Genomic DNA, 21,312 nt, shown 5'->3' on the forward strand with positions numbered 1-21,312 from the left:
CATCGACAAAAACGTATATCCGCATATCCGAGACCGTGGCTGTGTACTATCCGGCCTATGGCCGGAGCGTGTGGTGAGCCGTGAGTCGGCCGGCGCGGCGATCCGCGCGTTGCGAGAATCGCGGGATTGGTCACTAGCCGACCTCGCCGCCGCGACCGGGGTCAGCATCATGGGGCTCAGCTTCTTGGAACGCGGCGCCCGCAAACCGCACAAAAGCACAGTTCAGAAGATCGAAAACGGGCTCGGCCTGCCGCCGGGCACCTATTCGCGGCTATTGGTGGCCGCCGATCCGGATGCCGAGTTGGCGCGCCTGATGGCCGCGCAAGCGTCGGCCGCGATGCCGGCGCGGCGCACCGGACCGGTCGTGGTCGACCGTCACAGCGACACCGAAGTGCTGGAAGGTTATGCCGAAGCCCAGCTCGACGCCCTCAAATCCGTCATCGATCGGCTTCCTGCGACAACATCAAACGAATATGAGACGTATATTCTGTCTGTGATCGCTCAGTGCGTGAAAGCGGAGATGCTCGCCGCCAGCTCCTGGCGGGTGGCGGTGAGCGCGGGCGCGGATTCGACCGGCCGGCTGATGGAGCATCTGCAGGCCCTCGAGGCGACGCGCACGGCCCTGCTGAAGCGGATGCCCGGCAGCCTGAGCGCGCGTTTCGACCGGGCCTGCGCACAGTCCTCGTTGCCGGAAACGATCATCGCCGCGCTGGTCGGCGTCGACGTCGACGAGATATGGGACATCCGCAATCGCGGGGTCATTTCGCCGGGCGCCCTCCCCCGCGTGCGCGCCTTCACCGAGGCGGTCGAGACGACGGGCCAAGAACAACAGGAAAGCCACGACGGCGCCGAGGGGGCACAGTGAGCCATAGCGAAGTCGAGGCGTTGAGCCGCGCGCATCAACTCTTCGCCGGCAGCACGACGCCTGCGTCCCTGGACGCGGACACCGGGCACTATCGCAGCCTGTTGCGCCGCGCGGCCCGACTGAACGACGGACTGGCCCACGGCGGCTACCAGCTCGCAGTGGACCACGGTCGCGAACGCCTCGCGTCGGCGGCCGGGACCGACGCCGCTGTTACCGAGGTGCTCGCCGGCGCCCACCGAGACCGCGCGCAGGCGCGCGGCCTGACCCAAAACGTCCTCGACGCGGCCCGCGCCGATGCCACCACGCGCCCGTCAACCCCGTTGGCGCAGCGGGAGGAGATGCGCCGCCGCGTGGCGCGACTGCGTACGCAACGGGCCCACGTCGTAACGGCGAGGTCGCGTGCGCGACGGCACCACGCGGCGCTGCTGGCGTTGCGGTATCGGTTGTGGCATGGGCGTGGCCCCGGGTTACCGCCGAACGACCGGGCCGCGCTCGCGGTGCGGGCGGCGTTGTCGCGGCTGGGCCGCCCCTACGTCTGGGGCGCCAGCGGCCCGGAGGCGTTCGACTGCTCCGGGCTGGTTCAGTGGAGCTACGCGCGGGCCGGTATTCACTTGGACCGCACCACATATCAGCAGATCAACGACGGCATTCCGGTACCGCGTTCGCGGGTGCGACCGGGTGATCTGGTCTTTCCGCACGCCGGTCACGTCCAACTCGCGATCGGCAACAACCTGGTTGTCGAGGCGCCGTACTCGGGGGCGTCGGTGCGAATAAGCCGACTGGGCAACAACGTTGCGATCCGCCGACCGTTATGACACGCCAACTTCGCCCGGCGATGCGGGCACGACGAGAAGGGTGAGCCGATGCCGGAACAACCCGGGCACTCGTTAGAGGCCGTCGAAGCACGGCGATCGACGCTGGCGAGCCAGCACGGCGCCGTGTCCGAAGCCGACCTTGTGCTGACCGACGTGCTGAACACCGCTCACAGCGCAGCGCGCGAAAGCGTCCGGCGACTGGACGCCATCGCCGAACAGATCGACCACGCCGTCGTCCAGCAAGCGAACCTCGCCGTGGATACACCCATGGGGGCGCGAGAGTTTCACAAGTTCCTGCTGGACAAGCAGCGCGAGATCGCCGCGGTCGTCGCCGGAGCGCGCGAACTCGCTCAGGCGAAAAGGGCTGTGTTGGAGAACCTTCGGGCGCAGTACACCACCGGCAGCAGTTAACCGGAACTAGTCCACAGCCATGCTGCTCAGTGAATTGTCGGCAGGAACGCCCGCCACTACTGTCGCCGGACATGGAGGGGTCGCGTCACTTTCCGCAGCGAGTGCCGCCGCAGCGCCGGCTGCGCGGCTGATGTCGGCATACGACGACCTGCTGGCCACGGTCAAGTCCGTCCGAGACCGCACCGGCGATCCCAACGCGTGGCAGACGGGATTGGCGCCGACCGAAGTCTCCGCTGTGATCACGCCGACCACCCGCACCGACCAACTCGAGGCGATCGCAGCCAAGATCCGCCGACAGCACGCGGACGTGTTCGGCGCCGTGCCCGCGAGCGGGCCGCCGACGGGTCGATCCCTGGCGGGAACCGCGACACCGCCGAACCGGGAATCGGGTGCGGCGGCGGACGCCATCGCCAGCGCCGAAGCCGCTCTCGCACAGCAGAATTCCGCGAGTTCGCAACTGGACATGCAAGTGGTGTCGGCCATCCTGAACGCACACCTGAGTGCGGTCGACGGCAGAGAAGCGCTCACCAAGTTGCAGCACGAAACCGAAGCCGCGGTGCTGATGAGATCGGACCTGGACACTCCGGCGGGAGCGCGCGATTTCCAACGTTTCCTGATCGGCAAGCTCAGGGACATTCGCGCGGTGGTCCTGAACGCCAGCCTGGACGACACGTCGAAGTCGGCGCTGATGGCCGCCTGGACGTCGCTCTACGACGCGTCCAAGAATGAACCGAATCGGCCGGGGGAACACGCGCCGGCGGCGTCCGTTGGTGATGCACCCGACCTCAGTGCGGCCGCCGAATCGAGCGATACCGACGCCGAATGGGATCCGCTGCTGGACTCGCTGTTCGCCGATGATGACGGACTGTGGCCCGAAGACGCCCCGGCGCCAGATCCGGCGGCGGGCGCCCCGATCCCAACGGCGACGGAAACGCCGATGGCGCCCCCGATGCCCAACTTCGGTGGTGGGCCACTTCCGGGCCTGGGCACCATGCCCGCCTCCACGGCGGGGTGGGAAGCGCCGGGCGGCCTTCCCTTTTCGGGCGGCGACGCGGACGATCCGGCGCTGCAGGACTTGGCCGGCGAAGAACTACCGGACGCGCAAGAGGAAGACCCCAGCGCGCACGACGCCTCGGACAATCCCGACGAGGACAACGACCCGCAGGATGTGTCATCCGATGAGCCGGCGGCCGGCCCGACGCCGGTGACCCTGCCCGACGGCGAGACAGTGACCGCCGCGAGCCCACAGTTGGCGGCGGCGATCCAGGCCGCCGTCGGCGGCACGCCGATCGCGGAGGCCTTCCAACAACAGGGAATGACCATTCCCCCACCGGGAACGGCGGTCGCCAACCCAATCGATGCCCTACGGGTGGGCCCGGGCGACATCGGTATGTTCACGGACCGTCACGCGCTTGCCGTGGGCCCTGACAAGGCGCTTCTCGATGGCCAAATTCAGCACATCGCCACCGTGAGCGGACCGAACTTTCTAGGCTGGGAGCATCCGCCGGCGGCGGCCGTGCCCGCGACCACGCCGACTAAGCCTGAACCACCGACACCTACCCGGCCGGCAACCTCGTCGACCACCTGAGAAAAATGAACTCGCCGGCACGTACGGCGGTTGTCAACAGGAGACAGCGGATGGCAGATTCGATACATGTGGTGCCCGCGCACTTACGTCAGGCCGCCGCGCATCATCAGGACACCTCGGAGTACTTGCGCACCGTCCCGTCGTCGCACGCCGCGATCCAGGAGAGCCTCGATTCGCTCGGGCCGATCTTTGGTGAGCTGCGCGATGCCGGCCGCGAGCTGCTCGAGCTGCGACGGCAGTGCTATGAGCAGCAGGCCGCTGACCACGCAAATTTGGCCGACCAATTGACCGTATCGGCGACGATGTGGGAACAGCACGAGCAGGAGGCTGCACGCAAGTTCGGCGACGTCGTCGACCGCGGTCGATGACCGACGCGAATCCCGCTTTCGACACCGTTCACCCGAGTGGGCACATCCTGGTCCGCTCTTGCCGCGGCGGATATATGCACAGCGTCGCGCTGAGCGAAGAGGCGATGGAAACCGACGCCGAGACTTTGGCGCAGGGCATCGTGCTCACCGCGGATGTGTCGTGCCTCAAGGCGTTGCTGGAAATCCGCGACGAGATTGTCGCGGCAGGGCACACCCCTTCCGCCGAGGTTCCGACCCCCCGGGACCTCGACGCCGCCATCGAGAAGTTGCTGGCGCACAAACTGCGCCGCCGCAACGGCGGACGCTAGCCGTCCTGCACGAATCTCAAATGCAACGCGGCGCTAGCGCAGCCACGGCTTAGCTGCGCTGGGATCGGGAGCGATCCCCGTGGGCGGCTCGACGGGATTGGGGCCGAACAACTCTCGCGCGCGGGCGAGTAGGGCGCGCACCTCGTCGAGTTGCTGCTGCAGTGCAGATTCAGCCATGTCCCCACGCTACCCAGGCCGTTGCGGGCGCACAATTCACTGACCGCACAAGTCGAACGCCCGCTGCCGGTACGCTTAGCTGGTGGCGATCTTCGGTCGGATGACGGCGCGTCAGCGCCTCCGGAGGGCTACCCGGGAATCGCTGGCGATTCCGGCTTTCAGCGCTCCCATCGACTGCACCCCTTGGGTGACAGGCGGGCTGTGGCCTGCCGAATTGTCGACGGTCACCGCCGAAACCGCAACTCTCGCAGACTATCTCAAGGCCGACCTGCAGCGAATCGCCAACGGCGCCAACGACCAACTCAAGATGCTCAAGCGGGCGGGCATGACCGACCCGGCGCGGCAGGCGGCCGAGGCGCGAGTCATCGAGGAGGCCCGCGGCCGCGCCGTGCGCCGAGTCGAATCGACGATCCGCTATCTGCACACGGTGCAGAGCGGTGCGCAGCCCCCCGCCGCCGCCCCGCCCGCCCTCGAGGGTCCGGGCGCTGACCTGGAAAGGACGCAGGTGCTGCCTGCGGTCCGCGAGGTCGACGACGTCGCCGAGCCACCCCCGCCGCCCCCGAGATGGCGTCCCCGCCCGGCCGAACCGGTCGAATCGGTCGAGCCGGTCGAACCAGCCGAACCGGTCGAACCGGAGGCGGGCGAACCGGAAGCCACCCACGCTGAGGAGCCGGCCGCGGCCCCCGATGTGTCCCATCTCGAGGAGACTCAGGTCATCCCGGTCGTCTCCGAAGCGGAGCCGGTCGTCGAGACGCCGGTGGACCCCGAGCCCGAGCCGGTCGAGGAGCCCGCCGCAACCGGCCGCCACCATGCGGTGGTGGACGAGCCCGCAGGCGGCGACGAGCCGACGGCCGGGCCGGAAGCAACCCCCGCCGAGGACGAGCCGGCCGACGTCGCCGACGAGTCGCACCTCGAGGAGACGCAGGTCATTCCGGTGGTCACCGACGCGGAGCCCCCGTTCGCGGCGCCGGCCGATCGCGCGCCGGCGCCCGTCGAGGAACCCGTCGAACCCGTCGAGAACGGGCGCCACCACGCGCCCGCGGAGGAACCGGCGGAGGACACCCGCGACGAGCCGGCCGCGGTGAGCCAGGAAGCCCCGGCCGAGGCGGCCGAACCCGTCGTAGCCGCGCCGACCGCCATCGAAAAACCGGTGACCCCAACGGGTTTCGACAAGGCCCGGCTGAACCGGCTGCTTGAGTTCGTGGTCCGGCAAGAGCCACGGCTGAGTTGGGCGATCGGGGATCGCGCCGACGGGACCACGGTCTTGGTCACCGACCTCGCCCACGGCTGGATCCCGTCTGGCATCAGCCTTCCCGCAGGCGTGCGGCTGTTGGAACCCGGGCGACGCGGCGGCAGGGTCGCCGCACTGATCGGCGACACGGCACGCGTCGTCACTTACGCTCCCGGTGATTCGTTGCGCCGCTCGGCCGACTTCGCCGCGACGCGATCGTCGGTGGAGCCACGCCAGCTGCCGGCCATCGATGACCTGGCAAGGGTGCTCAGCCAGGCCACCCGGGCGCACGCCGAACTGCCCAAGATCGTGACGCGGCTGGCCGACGCCACGGCCGCCGGCACGTTCGTCGTCGATCAGGAGGTCGACGTGCTACGCGTGCACCTCGACACGGCGCGCTATCAGCTGCTGGTTCAGTATCCGAACGTCAATCCGGGATTGCTGCTCAAGTGCATGTTGATGGCCGCCACCGAAGGCATTGCCAGCGGCGACACGGTGTCGGCGAACTATCACCTCGCGTGGTATCGCATGCTCGCCGGGTCGACGCCCGGCGGTTGAGTCGAGAACCCATCGCGTATGAATTGACGCTGGTCGGAGGGGTCGACGATACTGTTCCTCGTGTCGGGTTCGGGCAGTCGCGCGAATCTCAGCGATAAGGATCGCGTCGAATCGGTTCTTCGGGAACTGAGCGAAGCGGCCGACAAGTGGGAAGCCCTCGTGGCGCAGGCCGAGGCGGTGACCTATAGCGTCGACCTGGGCGACGTGTACGCCGTGGCGAATTCCGACGGTCGCCTGATCAAACTGACCCTCCATCCCGGTGTGATGACCGGGTACGGCCACGGCGAGTTGGCCGACCGGCTGAACCTCGCGATCACGGCGCTGCGAGAAGAGGCCGAGGCCGAGAACCGGGCGAGTTACGGCGGCCCCCTGCACTGATGGCGCTTACGCGCTCATCGCGCGGGCTCGGTTGACGGGCCCCCCGCGTTGGTCACACCGGTCGTCTCTCGGGGAAGGGACATGCCTGCTGCCCACCTCGTAGCGACACCGTGTGGCATTCGACGGGCCGGCGGCACCGCGCTGGATTTTGTCGCTGTGAGGCGGGCAAAGGACGGGTGCCGACTCCGAGCGACGCACGAGACAGAAGTGGCGCTCCCGCGACCGGCACCCGCGGCTTCAGCCAAATCGCGCGCTCATCGCCCGACGCCGGGAGGCCCCGCGAAAGCCTGCGCGATCTCCAGCCAGCGCCGCGCGTCGGCGCCTTGGGCCGTGATGTCCAGGGCGCTCAGCGGGCGCCGCTGGGTGACCAGGTAGCAGAAATCCTCCGCGGAGCCGCTGACCCGTTGGTCAGCCTCCGGCGGTCCCCAGGACCAAATGTCACCGCCGGGTCCGCGCAGTTCGACCAGGAACGGTTCGGCCGGGGGCGCGAGATTGTTGACGGCGAAGGCGAAGTCGCGGGTGCGGACCCCCAGATGAGCGATCGACCGTAGGCGGTCGGTCGCGGGGCGCGTGACGCCGAGCGCGTCGGCGACGTCGAGGCCGTGCGCCCACGTCTCCATCAACCGCGCGGTGGCCATCGAGGCCGCACTCATCGGCGGGCCGAACCACGGGAGTTTGCGGCCGGCGGTGACCCCGAGCAGCTCCTCGTGCAGCCGGCGTCGCGTGGTGCGCCAGTCGGCGAGCAGCTCCGCCGGCGCCAGGGCCGCAAGTTCTTCGGCACCCTTGTCGACGAAGCCCGTCGGGTCGGCGGCCGCACCCGCCAGCACGTCGGCGAATCCGGGCTCGTCGGTCACCGCGATCAGGGCGACGCGGTCGGTCCACAGCAGGTGTCCGATCTGGTGCGCGATGGTCCAGCCGGGCGCGGGCGTCGGGTCGGCCCAGCGCTCGGGCTGCAACGGCGCGACCAGGGCGTCGAGCGCCTCGCTCTCGGCGCGCAGGTCCTCGACCATGGGTGCGGGACCGGTCATCGCTGCGCTCCCCTGTCGGCCGCGGCCGTTGGACACCTCACGTCGTCACCCTAGCGATCATTCGCCTGCTCGCCGCGACGGCCGATGAAGCTGTGCACCGCCAGGCCGGCCAGGTAGAGCACCGAGCCGAACAATGCGAACGCGGGCGCGTGTCCGTCGCCGGGGATCAACGTTCCGGCCACCGTGATCGCGACGATGAACGCCACCCAAAACAGCGCGTCCTGCACGGCGAACACATGCCCGCGAAGAGCGTCGTCGACATCCATCTGGATCGCTGTGTCGGCGCAGAGTTTGACCACCTGACCGGTGACGCCGAGGAGAAAGCCACACGCCACCATGACGGGGACCAGCAGCTGGGCGCCGGCGATCTCGATGATCGCCGAGGCCGCCAACGCACCGTTTGCCGTGGCATAGCGCCCCCACCGCCGGATCGCGGGCGGTGTCAGCAGGTTGGCCAAAAAGGCGCCCAAGCCCGCCGCGCCGAAGAACAGCAGCGCGGTCCCGAATCCCCCGCCATCGGCATCGGGCATGTGATGGACCAGCAACAGGACCAGCAGCGAGTTGATGCCGACCACCATCCGGTGCGAGGCCAACCCCGACAGTGTGGCGCCGACCGTCGGGCGCTGCGCCACCGTGCGCGCACCGTGCAGCCAGCCGGTGACCACCGCGTAGATGACGGGGCCGTGGATCGCGCGCCGGGTGTCGTCGGGGCCCAGCGCCCGCGGACCGAACCGCCACGACAACAGCAACGCGATCGCCACGGGAATCGCCGTGATGAAGACGATGGCCGAGGCGCCCTTGTCGCCGGCGCCGAAGACGAACCGCGGCACCAGCATGAAGTTTGCGCCGACGAACGCCGCGATGGCACCGACCGCGGTGGCCACCGAGTTCATCGTCACCACCTGCTCGCGCGGCACCACGTGGGGCAGCGACGCGGACAGCCCGGACCCGACGAATCGGGCTAAGCCGTTGGCGACTAACGCGCCCAGCAGCAGCGGCAGGTCGCCCGCCCGGACCGCCAGGATCGTGCCGATCGCGGCGATGAGGATCAGGCGGCCCGCGTTGGCTCCGACGAGCACGAGCCGGCGGTCCCACCTATCCATCAGTGCGCCGGCGAACGGCCCCAGCAGCGAGTAGGGCAGAAACAGGACCGTGAAGGCGCGCGCGATGGAAAGCGGATCGGCCGCGCGATCCGGGTTGAACAGCAGCGCTCCGGCCAGCGCCGCCTGAAACAGTCCGTCACCGAACTGGCTCGCCATGCGCACCTGCAGCAGCCGCCAGAAGTCTGGCAAACCGCGCACGGACCGCCAGATTTCGACGGGTGCGCTGGACTGCATCCGGGTTGGGATCACCGAAACCGACTTCCGCGATTGGGGCTGGCAAACTCGTGCGCTCAGAGCTGTCCCAACAACAGTACAAATCGCCGTGGCCCGCGGTCGCGATTGCCCTGGGCGACGATCGGCCGGATGCGATGATGGTGTGGTGCCGCCGCCGGAGGATCCAGAGGACTATGTCGCACCCGCCGCGCAACGGGTGCGCGCGGGGACTTTGCTGCTCGCCAACACCGACCTTCTCGAACCGACGTTTCGGCGCAGCGTGATCTACATCGTCGAGCACAACGATGGCGGCACGCTGGGTGTGGTGCTCAACCGCGCCAGCGAAACCGCGGTGCACAACGTGCTGCCCCAGTGGACCAACCTGTCGGCGAAGCCGAAGACGATGTTCATCGGGGGGCCGGTGAAGCGTGACGCCGCGCTGTGTCTGGCGACGTTGCGCGTCGGCGCCGATCCGCACGACGTGCCGGGCTTGCGGCATGTGGACGGCCGAGTGGTGATGGTCGATTTGGACGCCGACCCCGACGCCATCGCACCCCTGGTGGAGGGCGTGCGGATCTTCGCGGGATACTCCGGCTGGACAATCGGTCAGCTCGAAGGCGAGATCGAACGCGACGACTGGATTGTCTTGTCCGCCTTGCCCTCCGACGTTCTCGTCGGGCCGAGGTCAGATTTGTGGGGTCACGTCCTGCGTCGGCAGCCGTTGCCGCTGTCGCTGCTCGCGACCCACCCGATCGACATCAGCCGAAACTAGGGCTCCCCAGCTAGAAGGTCAGTGGCACGACTGTGTGCAGCCGGCGCAGCTGCCCGCGCACGCGGGCGCCGCCGCTTCCTGGCGCAGCGCGAAACGCGCGCTCTGCCAGGAGCCCGCGGCCAGCGTCCCGAGCGCCCCCGCGACACACACGATCAGCACCACCAGCGCGGTGTGCGGGACCGCGGCCAGCGCCACCACACCACCGGCGCCCAGCATCACCGCGGCAGCCAACTGGGTGGGCGCCATGGCGCGCAGCGCCAGCGCCGTGGCGCCGAAATTCCGATTGTGCGCAAGCGACCAGGTGCCGAACCCCGCCGAGGCCACCGCCGCACACATGCACAGCACGCCCGCAATCAGCATGGGCCCACAATACGAGCCGGGTTGGCCGCCCGCTCATCCGGCTCTGCGGGGTGGGTGCCGCCGGGCTCAGTGCTGGAGGAACGAAAAGTTCGGCAGCGGCGGCAAGCCGGGCACCATGGCCAGCAGGCTGGGCGTGTGCTGCTGGTTGGGCAGCGGAGTCTGCGCGGGGAGCCGGGCCGGGGCCGCGGGTGTCGTCTGGGCGAGCGGCACCAACGGAGCCGTGGCGGGGGCCGGGGCGGCCGGGGCAACCGGGGCGACCGGGGCCGCTGGGGTGGCAGGGGCAGCCGGCGCCGGGGCGACCGGAGCGGCCGGGGCGGTGGCGGGTGCCGGGGCGACGGGTGGCTGGGCGGGTCGCCCGACCGGCGAGGCGGCCGGGGCCTGGGCCGGCGCCGGGGCGGCACCGCCGGGGGCGGCGACCCGGAAACCGTTGATGATGGCGTCGGTCGCCGGGGCGTCGGCGACGCTGACCGCGCGGTCGGTGGTCACCGCGAGCGAGACGAGGTATTTGTCGGGTCCCGACGTGGCGATGACGTGGCGCCGGGACGTGTTCAGCGTCAGGTCCCCGTCGCGGTAGGTGCCCTCGACGATGGACGACGGGAAGCCCCCGAAGTCGGCCATCGAGGCATTGGTGGGCTGCCACGCCGGCAGTTTCTGGCTGTCGACGTAGCCGTGGGTGATCGCCTCTTTCGGATCGAAATCCCCGACCAGCTTGTACACCACCACCTGGGCGTTGGAGGAATAGATGCTGCTGCCGCGCCGATCGGCGATGACCGCGAACGCGTCGGGCACGTTCGGGTCGGGCACCTGGGTCCAGCGGGCAGGCACCGGCAGCGTGATGTCGAGCGCCTTGAAGTTCTGCGGCTTCTGCGCCTCGAGCTTGACGCCCTTCGACTGCAGGAATTCACGAATCGTGCCGGAGGTCGCGGGAACGGGAGCCGGGGCCGCAGCCGAGGCCGGAGCGGCAGCCGGGGCGGCCGCGGCGGGTGCCGTCGTTCCTGGAGTCCCGGCGGTGGCCGGCGGCGCCAGGGGAGTGGCCGCCTGCGGCGCGGCGAGGTATCTGCTCGGAGGCACCAGCTCGGGCCCGAGGTTCTGCGGCGCCTGTGCGGGGACGGCGGGAACCGGTGCCGGCGCCGGGGGCAACGGGTCCGCCGATGCGGTGCCGCTCGCAACAACCGCCAAACCCATCAGGCCGGCGACCATGCCGCCGAGAAGTGCCCGGTGGACGGGGACGATGTCAATCATCTGCGTCGGTCCTTCCCATGGCTCAAATACCAGAAGCCGTCGATAGTGGCCGACTGTAACTAGAGGTCAAAGGCGGTGAACAGGCCCGAAATACACCTGGGATGAACCCCTGATCGGCGCGCAACGGAACCGAGACCAACCTGTGGCCGGCGAACGGCCGTGTCGGCCCTTATACCCTGTTCAAGTGACCGAATCCCCGACCACTTCGACAGGCAGCGGCCCTGGCGCCGCCCAGCCGGACTCCGACGCGCCGCCGCATCGTTACACCGCGGCGCTGGCGGGCCGGATCGAGGGCGCGTGGCAGGACAACTGGGCGAAGCTGGGGACGTTCAATGTGCCCAACCCGGTCGGATCGCTGGCGCCGCCAGACGGGTCTTCGGTCCCCGACGACAAGTTGTTCGTGCAGGACATGTTCCCCTACCCGTCGGGGGAGGGGCTGCACGTCGGCCACCCGCTGGGCTACATCGCGACGGACGTGTACGCCCGCTATTTCCGCATGACGGGCCGTAACGTGCTGCACGCGTTGGGGTTTGACGCATTCGGGCTGCCCGCCGAGCAGTACGCCGTGCAGACCGGCACCCACCCGCGCACCCGCACCGAGGCCAACGTCGTCAATTTCCGGCGCCAGCTGGGCCGCCTTGGGCTGGGCCACGACAGCCGACGCAGCTTCTCGACCACCGACGTCGAGTTCTACAAGTGGACGCAGTGGATCTTCCTGCAGATCTACAACGCCTGGTTCGACACCGCCGCCAACAAGGCGCGTCCCATCGCCGAGCTGGTCGCCGAATTCGATTCCGGGGCGCGCCGGCTCGAGGACGGGCGGGACTGGGCCGCCCTGTCGGCGGGGGAGCGGGCCGACGTGATCGATAGCCACCGGCTGGTCTACCGGGCCGACTCGATGGTGAACTGGTGCCCCGGGTTGGGCACCGTGCTGGCCAACGAGGAGGTGACCGCCGACGGCCGCAGCGACCGCGGCAACTTCCCGGTATTCCGGAAGCGGTTGCGGCAGTGGATGATGCGGATCACCGCCTATTCCGACCGGCTGCTCGACGACCTCGAACTGCTGGACTGGCCGGAGCCGGTCAAGGCCATGCAGCGCAACTGGATCGGCCGGTCCACCGGCGCCAAGGCGCTGTTCGCGGCGACCAAGGCCGACGGCGAGGCGGTCGACATCGAGGTGTTCACCACCCGGCCCGACACGCTGTTCGGCGCCACCTACTTGGTGCTGGCCCCCGAGCACGACCTGGTCGACGAGCTGGTCGCCGCCGCCTGGCCCGACGGCACCGACCCGCGTTGGACGTATCGCGCCGCGACGCCCGGCGAAGCCGTCGACGCCTACCGCAAGGCCATCGCCTCGAAGTCGGACCTCGAGCGCCAGGAGAGCAAGGCGAAGACCGGCGTCTTTTTGGGCAGCTACGCCACCAACCCCACCAACGGCAAGCCCGTGCCGATCTTCATCGCCGACTACGTGCTGGCCGGGTACGGGACCGGGGCCATCATGGCCGTCCCCGGCCACGACCAGCGGGACTGGGACTTCGCCCACGAGTTCGGCCTGCCCATCGTGGAAGTCATTGCCGGCGGGGATATTTCGGAAGCGGCCTACGCCGGTGACGGGGTGCTGGTCAACTCCGGCTACCTCGACGGCCTGGACGTGGCTGCCGCCAAGGAAAAGATCACCGCCCGCCTGGAGTCCGAAGGCCGGGGCCAGGCCCGCATCGAATTCAAGTTGCGCGACTGGCTTTTCGCCCGCCAGCGGTACTGGGGTGAACCGTTCCCGATCGTCTACGACGCCGACGGACGCGCGCACGCACTCGACGAAGCCGCGCTGCCGGTCGAGCTGCCCGACGTGCCGGACTACTCGCCCGTGCTGTTCGACCCCGACGACGCCGACAGCGAGCCCTCGCCGCCGCTGGCCAAGGCCACGGAATGGGTGCACGTCGAGCTGGATCTCGGCGACGGCCTCAAGCCCTACACCCGCGACACCAACGTGATGCCGCAGTGGGCCGGCAGCTCCTGGTACGAACTGCGCTACACCGACCCGCACAACTCGGAACGGTTCTGCGCCAAGGAGAATGAGGCCTACTGGATGGGCCCGCGGCCGGCCGAGCACGGCCCGCAGGATCCCGGCGGCGTCGACCTGTACGTCGGCGGCGCCGAACACGCCGTGCTGCACCTGCTCTATGCGCGGTTCTGGCACAAGGTTCTCTACGACCTGGGACACGTCAGCTCGCGGGAGCCCTACCGCCGGCTGGTCAACCAGGGCTACATCCAGGCCTTCGCCTACACGGACGCCCGAGGGTCGTACGTGCCCGCCGAAGAGGTGGTCGAGCGGGACGGCCGTTTCGTCTACCCGGGACCCGGGGGAGAGGTCGAAGTCTTCCAGGAGTTCGGCAAAATCGGTAAGAGCCTCAAGAATTCGATCTCGCCCGACGAGATCTGCGACGACTACGGCGCCGACACGCTGCGGGTCTACGAGATGTCGATGGGACCGCTGGAGGCCTCCCGGCCCTGGGCGACCAAGGACGTCGTCGGGGCCCACCGATTCCTGCAGCGCGTGTGGCGGCTGGTGGTCGACGAACAGACCGGTGAGACGCGGGTCCTCGACGGGCCCGCGCAGGAGCTCGCCACCGGCACCCTGCGGATGCTGCACCGCACAATCGCCGGAGTCGCGGAAGACTATGCCGCACTGCGCAATAACACCGCCGCGGCCAAGCTGATCGAATACACCAACCACCTCACCAAGGAGCACCGTGAGGAGGTGCCCCGCGCGGCGGTCGAGCCGCTGGTGTTGATGCTGGCGCCCCTGGCTCCGCACCTGGCCGAGGAATTGTGGCTACGGCTCGGCCACACCACCTCGCTGGCGCACGGGCCGTTCCCGGTGGCCGACCCCGCGTACCTCGTCGACGACACGGTGGAATACCCGGTGCAGGTGAACGGCAAGGTGCGCGGACGCGTGACGGTGGCCGCCGACGCCGACCAGGACACGTTGAAGGCCGCCGCGCTGGCCGACGAGAAGGTTCAGGCGTTCCTGGCGGGTGCGAACCCGCGCAAGGTGATCGTGGTCCCCGGCCGGCTGGTCAACCTCGTCGTGTAACGCCGCTACCGACCGGCCGGCCGAAGCATCACCTCGTGGACGTGCCCGTCGGGTGGGGTGGCCACCACGTTGGCGACCGCGGCCGCAACGGTTTCCGGCTTCAAGAACTTGGCGGGATCGTAGCTTCCGCCTTCGAATTCGATGAGTTCGCGTTGCATGTCGGTGTCGGTGCGGCCCGGATAGACCGTGGTGACGCGCAAGTCCGGCTCGTCGTTGCGCAGGGAGTCCGCGAAGGCGCGGACGGCGAACTTGCTGGCCGAATAGGAGGCCATGCCGGGCGAGACGTTGCGGCCCGCTCCGGAGTTGATGAAGATGACCTGGCCACGGGCGCGTCGCAGCGCGGGCAACAGCGCCAGCGTGAGTTCCACCGGCCCAAAGACGTTGACGGCGAAGGTGGCACGCCACTCGTCGACGTGGGAATCGGCGACGTTCCCGGGGATCGACAGTCCCGCGTTGTGCACGAGCACGTCGAGTTCGTCCACGATTTCGCAGGCGGCCTCGATGTCGCCCCCGTCGGTCAGGTCCAGTGGAAAGGTGGTGGCATCGAGTCGCTCCGCGACTGCGTCGAGCCGATCGGATGGGCGGCCGGCCAGCAGCAGGGTGTGCGTCGGTGCCAGCGCCGTCGCGATCGCCGTACCGATCCCGCGTCCGGCGCCGGTGATGAGTGCAGTGGGCATGTGGAAAGTCTACCCAGACCCCAACGGCAAGCGAAAAGCGTTGAACGCCAGCAGCTTTCAGGCTTCCTGGCGGGCGGGCGGCACGCCGGCCGGGCCGGACGTGGGGTCGCCGGACGCCAACCGCTCCAGCGGCGCCAGCGCCTTCATCAGGGTGTCGAGGTCGTCGGTGGGGAGCTGGCTGAGCATGGCGGCCAGGGCCGCGCGGCGGTTGGCCAGCGACTCCCCGTGGACGGCTCGCCCGCGCGGGGTGATGTCGACCAGGACCGCCCGCAGATCGGACGGGTCGCGGGAACGCTTGACCAACCCCACCTTCTCGAGCCGGCGGATCGCCACGGTCGTGGTGGGAGTCCGCACCCGTTCGTGCGCCGCCAGATCGGTCATCCGGATGGGCCCCTGATCGAGCAAGGTGACCAGGATCGACAGCTGCGCCAGGGTCAGTTCCCCGGCGGCGGCCCCGCTGGGGTCCCCACGCCGGAGCATGGCAAACAATTTGGACAGCGCACGGTGCAAACCTTCGGCGAGCTCGGCAACGTCGGCCGGGTTCGATTCGCTGTCTGCCATAAATCGGGAGTCTAACCCGTTATCAGGTGCTTACAAGGTAGCTATTGCCCATTAGGGCAGTGGGGATCAAAGCACTTGGGACAAAAACCGCTGCAGCCGTTCGGTCTCGGCGGCTTCGAATATCTGCTCGGGCGGGCCCGATTCCACGACCTTGCCGTGATCCATGAAAACCACCGCGTCGGATGCCGACCGGGCGAAGCCCATTTCGTGGGTTACGACAACCATTGTCATGCCGTCGGCACCGAGCTCGGCAATGAGTTCTAAAATTCCCTTGACCATTTCGGGATCCAGCGCCGAGGTCGCCTCGTCGAAAAACATCACCTGCGGCGACATCGCCAGGGCGCGGGCAATCGCCACCCGCTGTTGTTGGCCGCCCGACAGCATGCCGGGGCGGGAACCGGCCTTGTGTTTCAGGCCAACTCGGTCCAGCTGCGTCAGCGCCAAGTCGCGCGCCCGGTCGACGGGCAGACGCCGCAACTTGCGCGGTGCCAGGGCCACGTTGTCCAGTACGGTGCGGTGCGGGAAGAGATTGAAATGCTGGAACACCATGCCGATGCGCTGGCGTAGCTGGTCGGGATCGTCTTTCAACACCGACCTGCCGTCGAGCAGGATGTCGCCGCTGTCCGGCTCGTGCAAGCGGTTCAGCGTGCGCAGCAGCGTCGACTTGCCCGAGCCGGACGGCCCGATGACCGCCACCGTGCTGCCGGCGGGGACGTCGATATCGACGCCGCGAAGCACCGCGGTACCGTCCAGGGTTTTGTGAATGCCGTTGCACGTCAAAGAGACTGACGAACGGGCCACGACGCCCGAACTCACGTGATCTCCTGGCCGAACGTCGAGGTGAGCATGTCGGGCCGGTCCTCGGGGTCGACCGCGGCGCGACCACGGCGCAGCCGAGCGTCGATGTAATTCACCAAATGCGTTAACGGCACAGTCAATATCAGGTAGAAGGCGCCGGCGGCGACGAGCGGCGACAGGTTGCCGGTCTGCGCGTTGAGGTCGCGGCCCACCTGGAACAGCTCCCGCTGGTCGGCGACCAGGCCCAGGAAGTACACCAGCGCAGAGGCTTTCAGCAACGCGATGAATTGATTGACCAGCGCCGGCAGCACTCGTCGCACCCCCTGGGGCACCACCACCAACCGCATCGCCACCGGATAGCTGAACCCCAGCGCGCGGGACGCTTCCAACTGGCCGGGATCGACGCTTTGGATCCCCGAGCGCAGGATTTCGCCGATGTAGGCGGCGGCCATCATCCCCAACGCGGCAACGCCGATCGGATACGGGTTGTTGTTGGTCAACCCGCCCACTATCGGCCCGACACCGAGCCCGATGATCAGGATGATCACCACTTCCGGGAGCCCCCGGAAAACGTCGGTGTACACGCGCGCCGGCCAGCGCAGCCAGCGCGACTGTGATATCCCGGCGATGGCCAGCAGCATGCCCAGCGTCAGCCCGATCGCGCTGGCGCTGCTGGTCAGGATCAACGTGTTGGGCAGCCCCGTGCTGAACAGAGCGGGAATGGCCTGCCGGTACATCTCCCAGTCGAAGAACGAGTCACGCAACTGCGCAAGCGTCGACTTGGGCGCGGCCGGGCCCACGTTCTTGTGGTGTTGACTCGCCGCGATGGCGGCGAAATCCGGCAGGACCGGCGGGGGCGCGGCCAGCGATCCGGGCTTCCAGCCCGGCGGCAGAGTGCGGGGAACCCACTGCGAGTACAGGTTTGACCAGGTGCCGTCGGCAATCACGGCGTCGAGCCCGGAATTCAGTGCGTCCACCAAAGGCTTGTTGTCCTTGGCCACCGCGTACGCCACGAAGCCCTCGTTGCTGAAGGCGTGTGCCACGATCACCGCCGGATCGCCCCGCTGGATCGTGCTGGCCGCCTCCCCGGCCGGCGCCACCCACGCGTCGATCTGGCGCGTCTTGAGGCTGGCATACACGGTGGCGAAGTCGGGGTACTTCACCGGCTGCAAATGCAGAGTGTCGACGACGTAGGACTCTTCGACGGTGCCCTGCACGACGCCGATGCGCTGCCGGGCGGTCAGATTGCTGAAGTCTTTTATGGCGGAGCCGGGGGGTACCACCAGCGAGTAGTAGCCGAAGTCGTAGCCGTTGGTGAAGGCGACGGTCCGGCGGCGCTCCGCGGTGGCCTTGATCGACGAGGACCCGACGTCGAAGCGGTGCGTCGCCACCTGTGCGAGCAGCCCGGCGAAATCCGTGCCGACGAAGCGGACTTGAAGACCGAGCTTGCGGGCGATCGCCCGCAGCAGCTGGTTGTCGAACCCGCTGTACTGGCCGGTGGGGGTGATGCAGATGTGGGGCGGAGCGCCCGAGAGGGTGCCGACGGTCAACACCCCCGGCGTGCCCAAACCCAGGGTGTCGACGTTCACCGAACTCAACGGCTCGACGCCGGGCGTGGTGTGCTCGTCGGGCCGGCCCATGGCGCCGCTATGGGCCAGTTCCTCCGGCAACACGGCCGCGCTCTTCGGGCCGGCGGGCGCGCATTGGTTCCGGTCGGCCGCCGCGGGACTGGCCAGCGTGATCGACGTCGACCCCCACACCACCAGCAATGTCGAGGCCAGTGCGAACAGCTTGGCAAGGCGCGTGGCGCGCCGGCGCACGGGCAAACTCATCACTGCCACCGTATCGACCCGGCGGCGGCACGGCCCGGACAGCGCCGGTTCTACAGCGCCAACGACGCTTCGGCCGAGATCGCCTCGCCGCCGGTAATCACTTGAAGGGGGCCGGCAGCCACGCGTCCGATGTCGTCGGACGGCGTGAAGACCCTGCGCCGAACCAGCTCGGCAAGCATGGTCTGGGCCATCAGGTAGGAGCGGTCGACGCAGGCCGCCCGCGCGGCGTCGGGATCGCGGCGGTGTATCGCGGAGTTCTCGTCCTCGTAGAACGGCAGTATTTCCTCGCGTCCGCCCTGATAGGTCGTCCAGAACAGGCGGGGGATGAGGTTTTGCGAGGCGCGGATCGTCGCGTGCAGCCGCGGCCCGGCGTACTCGTCGTTGACGGTGCGCCGATATTCGGCGGCGATATCGCTGAACGCGCGCGCATCCTTGGCGGCGCGCAGCGAGCGCATGAGGGTGTCGAGCTGCCCCAGGATCCGCGGGGTGGGGTTGGTCGCCGCGCGTGCGGACGCGATCCCGTTGAGGAGCCCGTCCAGTTCGTGGTGCTCGAGGACGGTGGCTTCATCGAAACGCTCGACAAAGGCGCCGCGGTGGTACCGGGTGGACACAATGCCGTCGTGCTCGAGTTGGACCAGTGCCTCCTGAATGGGGACCCGGCTGACTCCCAAGCCCAGCGCAATTTCGTTGCGGTCGACGCGGTCCCCGCTGCGCAGCTTGCCGGTCAACAACAGGTGGAGGATGTGCGAAACAACCAGGTCCTTTTCTTTGACCCCGTATTTCTTCGGCATCTTTTTGTCGAATCTCTTTCGCGCCGGTTCGGCCATCTGGCGCTGAGAGTTTCTCACGAATTGACGCGCGCGTTCACGTGTTTGGCGAATGAACCCGGAGCAAAGCCGGCGGCCGCCCATTCAGCGGTTATTGCGCCACTTGCATAACGCTTCGGCGTCGCTCAGGTCGTAACCCGGGCCGTCGCATCCCACGGTCAGCAGTGTGACGCCGAGGCCGACCAGCGTTTCGGCGTTGGCCAGCAGTTCGCCGCCGTTTTTCACGGCCGCCGAGCGTTCGATGCCGGCCGGATCGCGACCGACGTCGGCGCAGTGGCGCGCCAGGACCTCCGACTTGGCCGGGAACTCGTCGGCGGCGGTGAAGCTGTGCCAGATGTGCGCGTGTTCGGCGACCAGTCGCAGCGTCTTACGTTCGCCCCCGCCGCCGATCAGGATCGGGATCTCCCGGGTGGGCGCCGGGTTCAGCTTGGCCAGCCGGCTTTTGATCCGGGGGAGCGCGGTCGCCAGGTCGTCGAGGCGACTGCCGGCGGTGCCGAATTCGTAGCCGTACTCGTCGTAGTCCTTTTGCTTCCACCCCGAACCGATGCCCAGGATCAGTCGCCCGTCGGAGATGTGGTCGACGGTGCGGGCCATATCGGCGAGCAGTTCCGGGTTGCGGTAGGAGTTACACGTCACCAGCGCACCGATCTGAATGCGCGACGTCTGCTCGGCCCAGGCCCCGAGCATGGTCCAGCATTCGAAATGCGCGCCGTCCGGATCGCCGTAGAGCGGGAAGAAATGGTCCCAGTTGAAGGCGATGTCCACGCCGATGTCCTCGCACCGGCGCACGGCGTCGCGGATCTGACCGTACTGCGGAGCGTGTTGGGGTTGTAGCTGCACACCGATACGAACAGGAAGCTCAGAAGTCATGGCTCCACCGTAAGCCCCGTCAGGCCACCGGCGCCGCCTCGATCCGTTCGCGCACCACGCAATGCGTTCCGCTGTAGACGGTGGGCATGCATTTCATGCAGTGGATGCACAACCCTTCGGTGGCGGAATCCTCTCGAAAACGGTTGACCAGGAAGGGATCTCGTAGCAGCGCGCGGGCCATGGCGACGAACTCGAACCCCTCGGCCAGGGCGCCTTCGACCGTGTCGAGCCGGTTGATGCCGCCGAGAAGGATCAAGGGCATCGACATCGCCGCGCGGAACTGGCGCGCGAGTGCTGAGAAGAACGCCTCTTCGAACGGATAGGCCCGGAACAGCCGCCGGCCCATCACGCGCAGACCCACGCCGACCGGCCGGGGTTGGGAGGCGATGAATTCGTCCATGGGGACATCGCCGCGGAAGTAGTACATCGGGTTGAGTAGCGAGCTGCCGCCGGTCAACTGCAACGCGTCGAGGTGCCCGTCGGACTCCAGCAGCCGCGCCGTGGGGATGCTGTCGTCGAGCCAGAAGCCACCCCGCACCCCGTCGTCCATGTTGAACTTGGCGGTGACGGCAACGGAGTCGCCGACGGTGGCCCGGACCCGTTCGGCGACGCGACGGGCCAGTTCGGCGCGGCGCACGGTGTCGCCGCCGAAGCGGTCGGTGCGCCTGTTCAGATTCGGGCTGAAGAACGAACTGAGCAAATAGCCATGGCCCATGTGGATTTCGAGGGCGTCGAATCCGGCGTCGACCGCGTTTTGGGCCGCTGTCCCGAAGCCGTCGACGACCGCGTCGAGTTGTTCGGCGGTGGCCGCGCGAACCAGTCCCATGGCCGGCGCGCTCACCCGGGTGGACGGCGCCAGGGTCGGCGTCCGGTTCGACAGCGTGTTGGCGACCAGCCCGGCGTGGCCGATTTGGGCGCACACGAGCGCACCCGCGGCATGCACGGCCTCGGTCAGTCGGCGCAGCTGGGGCACGCGGTCGCGGTCCAGCACGACGGTGTCGCGGTGAACGCGGCCGCCCGGGGAGATCGCGCAGTAGGCCACGGTCGTCATCGCGGCCCCGCCGCGCGCGACCTCGGTGTGGAAGTCGATCAGCGCGTCGCTGACCGTGCCGCGCGCCATCACGCCCTCGAACGTCGCCGCCTTGATGAAGCGGTTCTTCAGGGTGAGGGGACCCAGCCGCAGCGGGCTGAATGCCAGTTTCGATACCATTGGCACCGAAATATAGCACGACGGGC

22 protein-coding genes are annotated in these 21,312 nt (G+C 68.6%); 10 read left to right on the forward strand and 12 right to left on the reverse strand.

Features of this window, described 5'->3' with window-relative positions:
* Nucleotides 1-73: 73 nt before the first annotated feature.
* From OCU_RS25185 to OCU_RS25210, 6 genes are all read left to right on the forward strand, one after another.
* Complete coding sequence (locus OCU_RS25185; protein WP_009952746.1) at nucleotides 74-865, forward strand: helix-turn-helix domain-containing protein; 792 nt, start codon at nucleotides 74-76, stop codon at nucleotides 863-865.
* Nucleotides 862-1,680: a C40 family peptidase gene (locus OCU_RS25190; RefSeq protein WP_009952741.1), complete on the forward strand. Its 819-nt coding sequence runs from the start codon at nucleotides 862-864 to the stop codon at nucleotides 1,678-1,680. Before OCU_RS25185 ends, OCU_RS25190 begins: the two co-directional genes overlap by 4 nt.
* A gap of 48 nt (nucleotides 1,681-1,728) precedes the next feature.
* Complete coding sequence (locus OCU_RS25195) at nucleotides 1,729-2,091, forward strand: DUF4226 domain-containing protein (RefSeq protein WP_009952739.1); 363 nt, start codon at nucleotides 1,729-1,731, stop codon at nucleotides 2,089-2,091.
* 130 nt (nucleotides 2,092-2,221) lie between these two features.
* Nucleotides 2,222-3,679, forward strand: a complete 1,458-nt coding sequence (locus OCU_RS25200) for a DUF4226 domain-containing protein (protein ID WP_009952737.1) — start codon at nucleotides 2,222-2,224, stop codon at nucleotides 3,677-3,679.
* A gap of 50 nt (nucleotides 3,680-3,729) precedes the next feature.
* Nucleotides 3,730-4,047 carry an ESX-1 secretion-associated protein gene (locus OCU_RS25205; RefSeq protein WP_009952736.1) on the forward strand — a complete coding sequence of 106 codons (318 nt, stop codon included), beginning with the start codon at nucleotides 3,730-3,732 and terminating at the stop codon, nucleotides 4,045-4,047.
* Nucleotides 4,044-4,355 (forward strand): DUF2694 family protein, encoded by a 312-nt coding sequence (locus tag OCU_RS25210; RefSeq protein WP_008262605.1) that lies wholly within the window; start codon nucleotides 4,044-4,046, stop codon nucleotides 4,353-4,355. The genes OCU_RS25205 and OCU_RS25210 overlap by 4 nt, the downstream gene beginning before the upstream one ends.
* Before the next feature lie 33 nt (nucleotides 4,356-4,388).
* Here the strand turns inward: OCU_RS25210 and OCU_RS51345 are convergent, their stop codons facing one another.
* Nucleotides 4,389-4,532 carry a hypothetical protein gene (locus tag OCU_RS51345; protein WP_014378759.1) on the reverse strand — a complete coding sequence of 48 codons (144 nt, stop codon included), beginning with the start codon at nucleotides 4,530-4,532 and terminating at the stop codon, nucleotides 4,389-4,391.
* A gap of 82 nt (nucleotides 4,533-4,614) precedes the next feature.
* On the opposite strand from OCU_RS51345, the gene OCU_RS25215 reads away from it, so the two are divergent.
* A complete protein-coding gene (locus OCU_RS25215) occupies nucleotides 4,615-6,321 on the forward strand; it encodes a DUF5631 domain-containing protein (RefSeq protein WP_014378760.1) in 1,707 nt (568 codons plus the stop codon).
* Between the two features lie 51 nt (nucleotides 6,322-6,372).
* Nucleotides 6,373-6,699, forward strand: coding sequence for a DUF2710 family protein (locus OCU_RS25220; RefSeq protein WP_179300650.1), 327 nt, complete (start codon nucleotides 6,373-6,375; stop codon nucleotides 6,697-6,699).
* A 254-nt stretch (nucleotides 6,700-6,953) separates the two neighbouring features.
* On the opposite strand, the gene OCU_RS25225 is transcribed toward OCU_RS25220, so the two are convergent.
* Complete coding sequence (locus OCU_RS25225; RefSeq protein ID WP_009952728.1) at nucleotides 6,954-7,727, reverse strand: TIGR03084 family metal-binding protein; 774 nt, start codon at nucleotides 7,725-7,727, stop codon at nucleotides 6,954-6,956.
* A gap of 50 nt (nucleotides 7,728-7,777) precedes the next feature.
* Nucleotides 7,778-9,064, reverse strand: a complete 1,287-nt coding sequence (locus tag OCU_RS25230; protein ID WP_009952725.1) for an MFS transporter — start codon at nucleotides 9,062-9,064, stop codon at nucleotides 7,778-7,780.
* A 142-nt stretch (nucleotides 9,065-9,206) separates the two neighbouring features.
* Here OCU_RS25230 and OCU_RS25235 point away from each other — a divergent pair, with 142 nt between their 5' ends.
* Nucleotides 9,207-9,815: a YqgE/AlgH family protein gene (locus OCU_RS25235; protein ID WP_009952723.1), complete on the forward strand. Its 609-nt coding sequence runs from the start codon at nucleotides 9,207-9,209 to the stop codon at nucleotides 9,813-9,815.
* An 18-nt stretch (nucleotides 9,816-9,833) separates the two neighbouring features.
* On the opposite strand, the gene OCU_RS25240 is transcribed toward OCU_RS25235, so the two are convergent.
* Complete coding sequence (locus tag OCU_RS25240) at nucleotides 9,834-10,175, reverse strand: hypothetical protein (RefSeq protein WP_008262622.1); 342 nt, start codon at nucleotides 10,173-10,175, stop codon at nucleotides 9,834-9,836.
* A gap of 66 nt (nucleotides 10,176-10,241) precedes the next feature.
* Nucleotides 10,242-11,417: an LpqN/LpqT family lipoprotein gene (locus tag OCU_RS25245; protein WP_014378763.1), complete on the reverse strand. Its 1,176-nt coding sequence runs from the start codon at nucleotides 11,415-11,417 to the stop codon at nucleotides 10,242-10,244.
* Between the two features lie 184 nt (nucleotides 11,418-11,601).
* Between OCU_RS25245 and leuS the strand changes: the two genes are divergently transcribed.
* The gene (gene leuS, locus OCU_RS25250; RefSeq protein ID WP_009954165.1) at nucleotides 11,602-14,511 is read left to right on the forward strand and encodes a leucine--tRNA ligase; all 2,910 of its coding nucleotides are present in this window, start codon (nucleotides 11,602-11,604) and stop codon (nucleotides 14,509-14,511) included.
* Nucleotides 14,512-14,516: 5 nt separating this feature from the next.
* Here the strand turns inward: leuS and OCU_RS25255 are convergent, their stop codons facing one another.
* From OCU_RS25255 to OCU_RS25285, 7 genes are all read right to left on the reverse strand, one after another.
* Nucleotides 14,517-15,188, reverse strand: a complete 672-nt coding sequence (locus OCU_RS25255; protein ID WP_009954166.1) for an SDR family oxidoreductase — start codon at nucleotides 15,186-15,188, stop codon at nucleotides 14,517-14,519.
* Between the two features lie 57 nt (nucleotides 15,189-15,245).
* Complete coding sequence (locus tag OCU_RS25260; protein WP_009954167.1) at nucleotides 15,246-15,749, reverse strand: MarR family winged helix-turn-helix transcriptional regulator; 504 nt, start codon at nucleotides 15,747-15,749, stop codon at nucleotides 15,246-15,248.
* 66 nt (nucleotides 15,750-15,815) lie between these two features.
* Nucleotides 15,816-16,565 carry an amino acid ABC transporter ATP-binding protein gene (locus OCU_RS25265; protein ID WP_014381572.1) on the reverse strand — a complete coding sequence of 250 codons (750 nt, stop codon included), beginning with the start codon at nucleotides 16,563-16,565 and terminating at the stop codon, nucleotides 15,816-15,818.
* Complete coding sequence (locus OCU_RS25270) at nucleotides 16,562-18,379, reverse strand: ABC transporter substrate-binding protein/permease (protein WP_009954170.1); 1,818 nt, start codon at nucleotides 18,377-18,379, stop codon at nucleotides 16,562-16,564. The genes OCU_RS25265 and OCU_RS25270 overlap by 4 nt, the downstream gene beginning before the upstream one ends.
* 50 nt (nucleotides 18,380-18,429) lie before the next feature.
* Nucleotides 18,430-19,170, reverse strand: coding sequence for a GntR family transcriptional regulator (locus tag OCU_RS25275; protein WP_008262639.1), 741 nt, complete (start codon nucleotides 19,168-19,170; stop codon nucleotides 18,430-18,432).
* A gap of 120 nt (nucleotides 19,171-19,290) precedes the next feature.
* Entirely contained in the window at nucleotides 19,291-20,076 is a 786-nt protein-coding gene (locus tag OCU_RS25280) for an LLM class F420-dependent oxidoreductase (RefSeq protein WP_014378767.1), read from the reverse strand.
* A 19-nt stretch (nucleotides 20,077-20,095) separates the two neighbouring features.
* Nucleotides 20,096-21,286 (reverse strand): NADH:flavin oxidoreductase, encoded by a 1,191-nt coding sequence (locus tag OCU_RS25285; protein ID WP_036457855.1) that lies wholly within the window; start codon nucleotides 21,284-21,286, stop codon nucleotides 20,096-20,098.
* Nucleotides 21,287-21,312: the final 26 nt, after the last annotated feature.

The organism is Mycobacterium intracellulare ATCC 13950 (assembly GCF_000277125.1).
GTDB lineage: Bacteria > Actinomycetota > Actinomycetes > Mycobacteriales > Mycobacteriaceae > Mycobacterium > Mycobacterium intracellulare.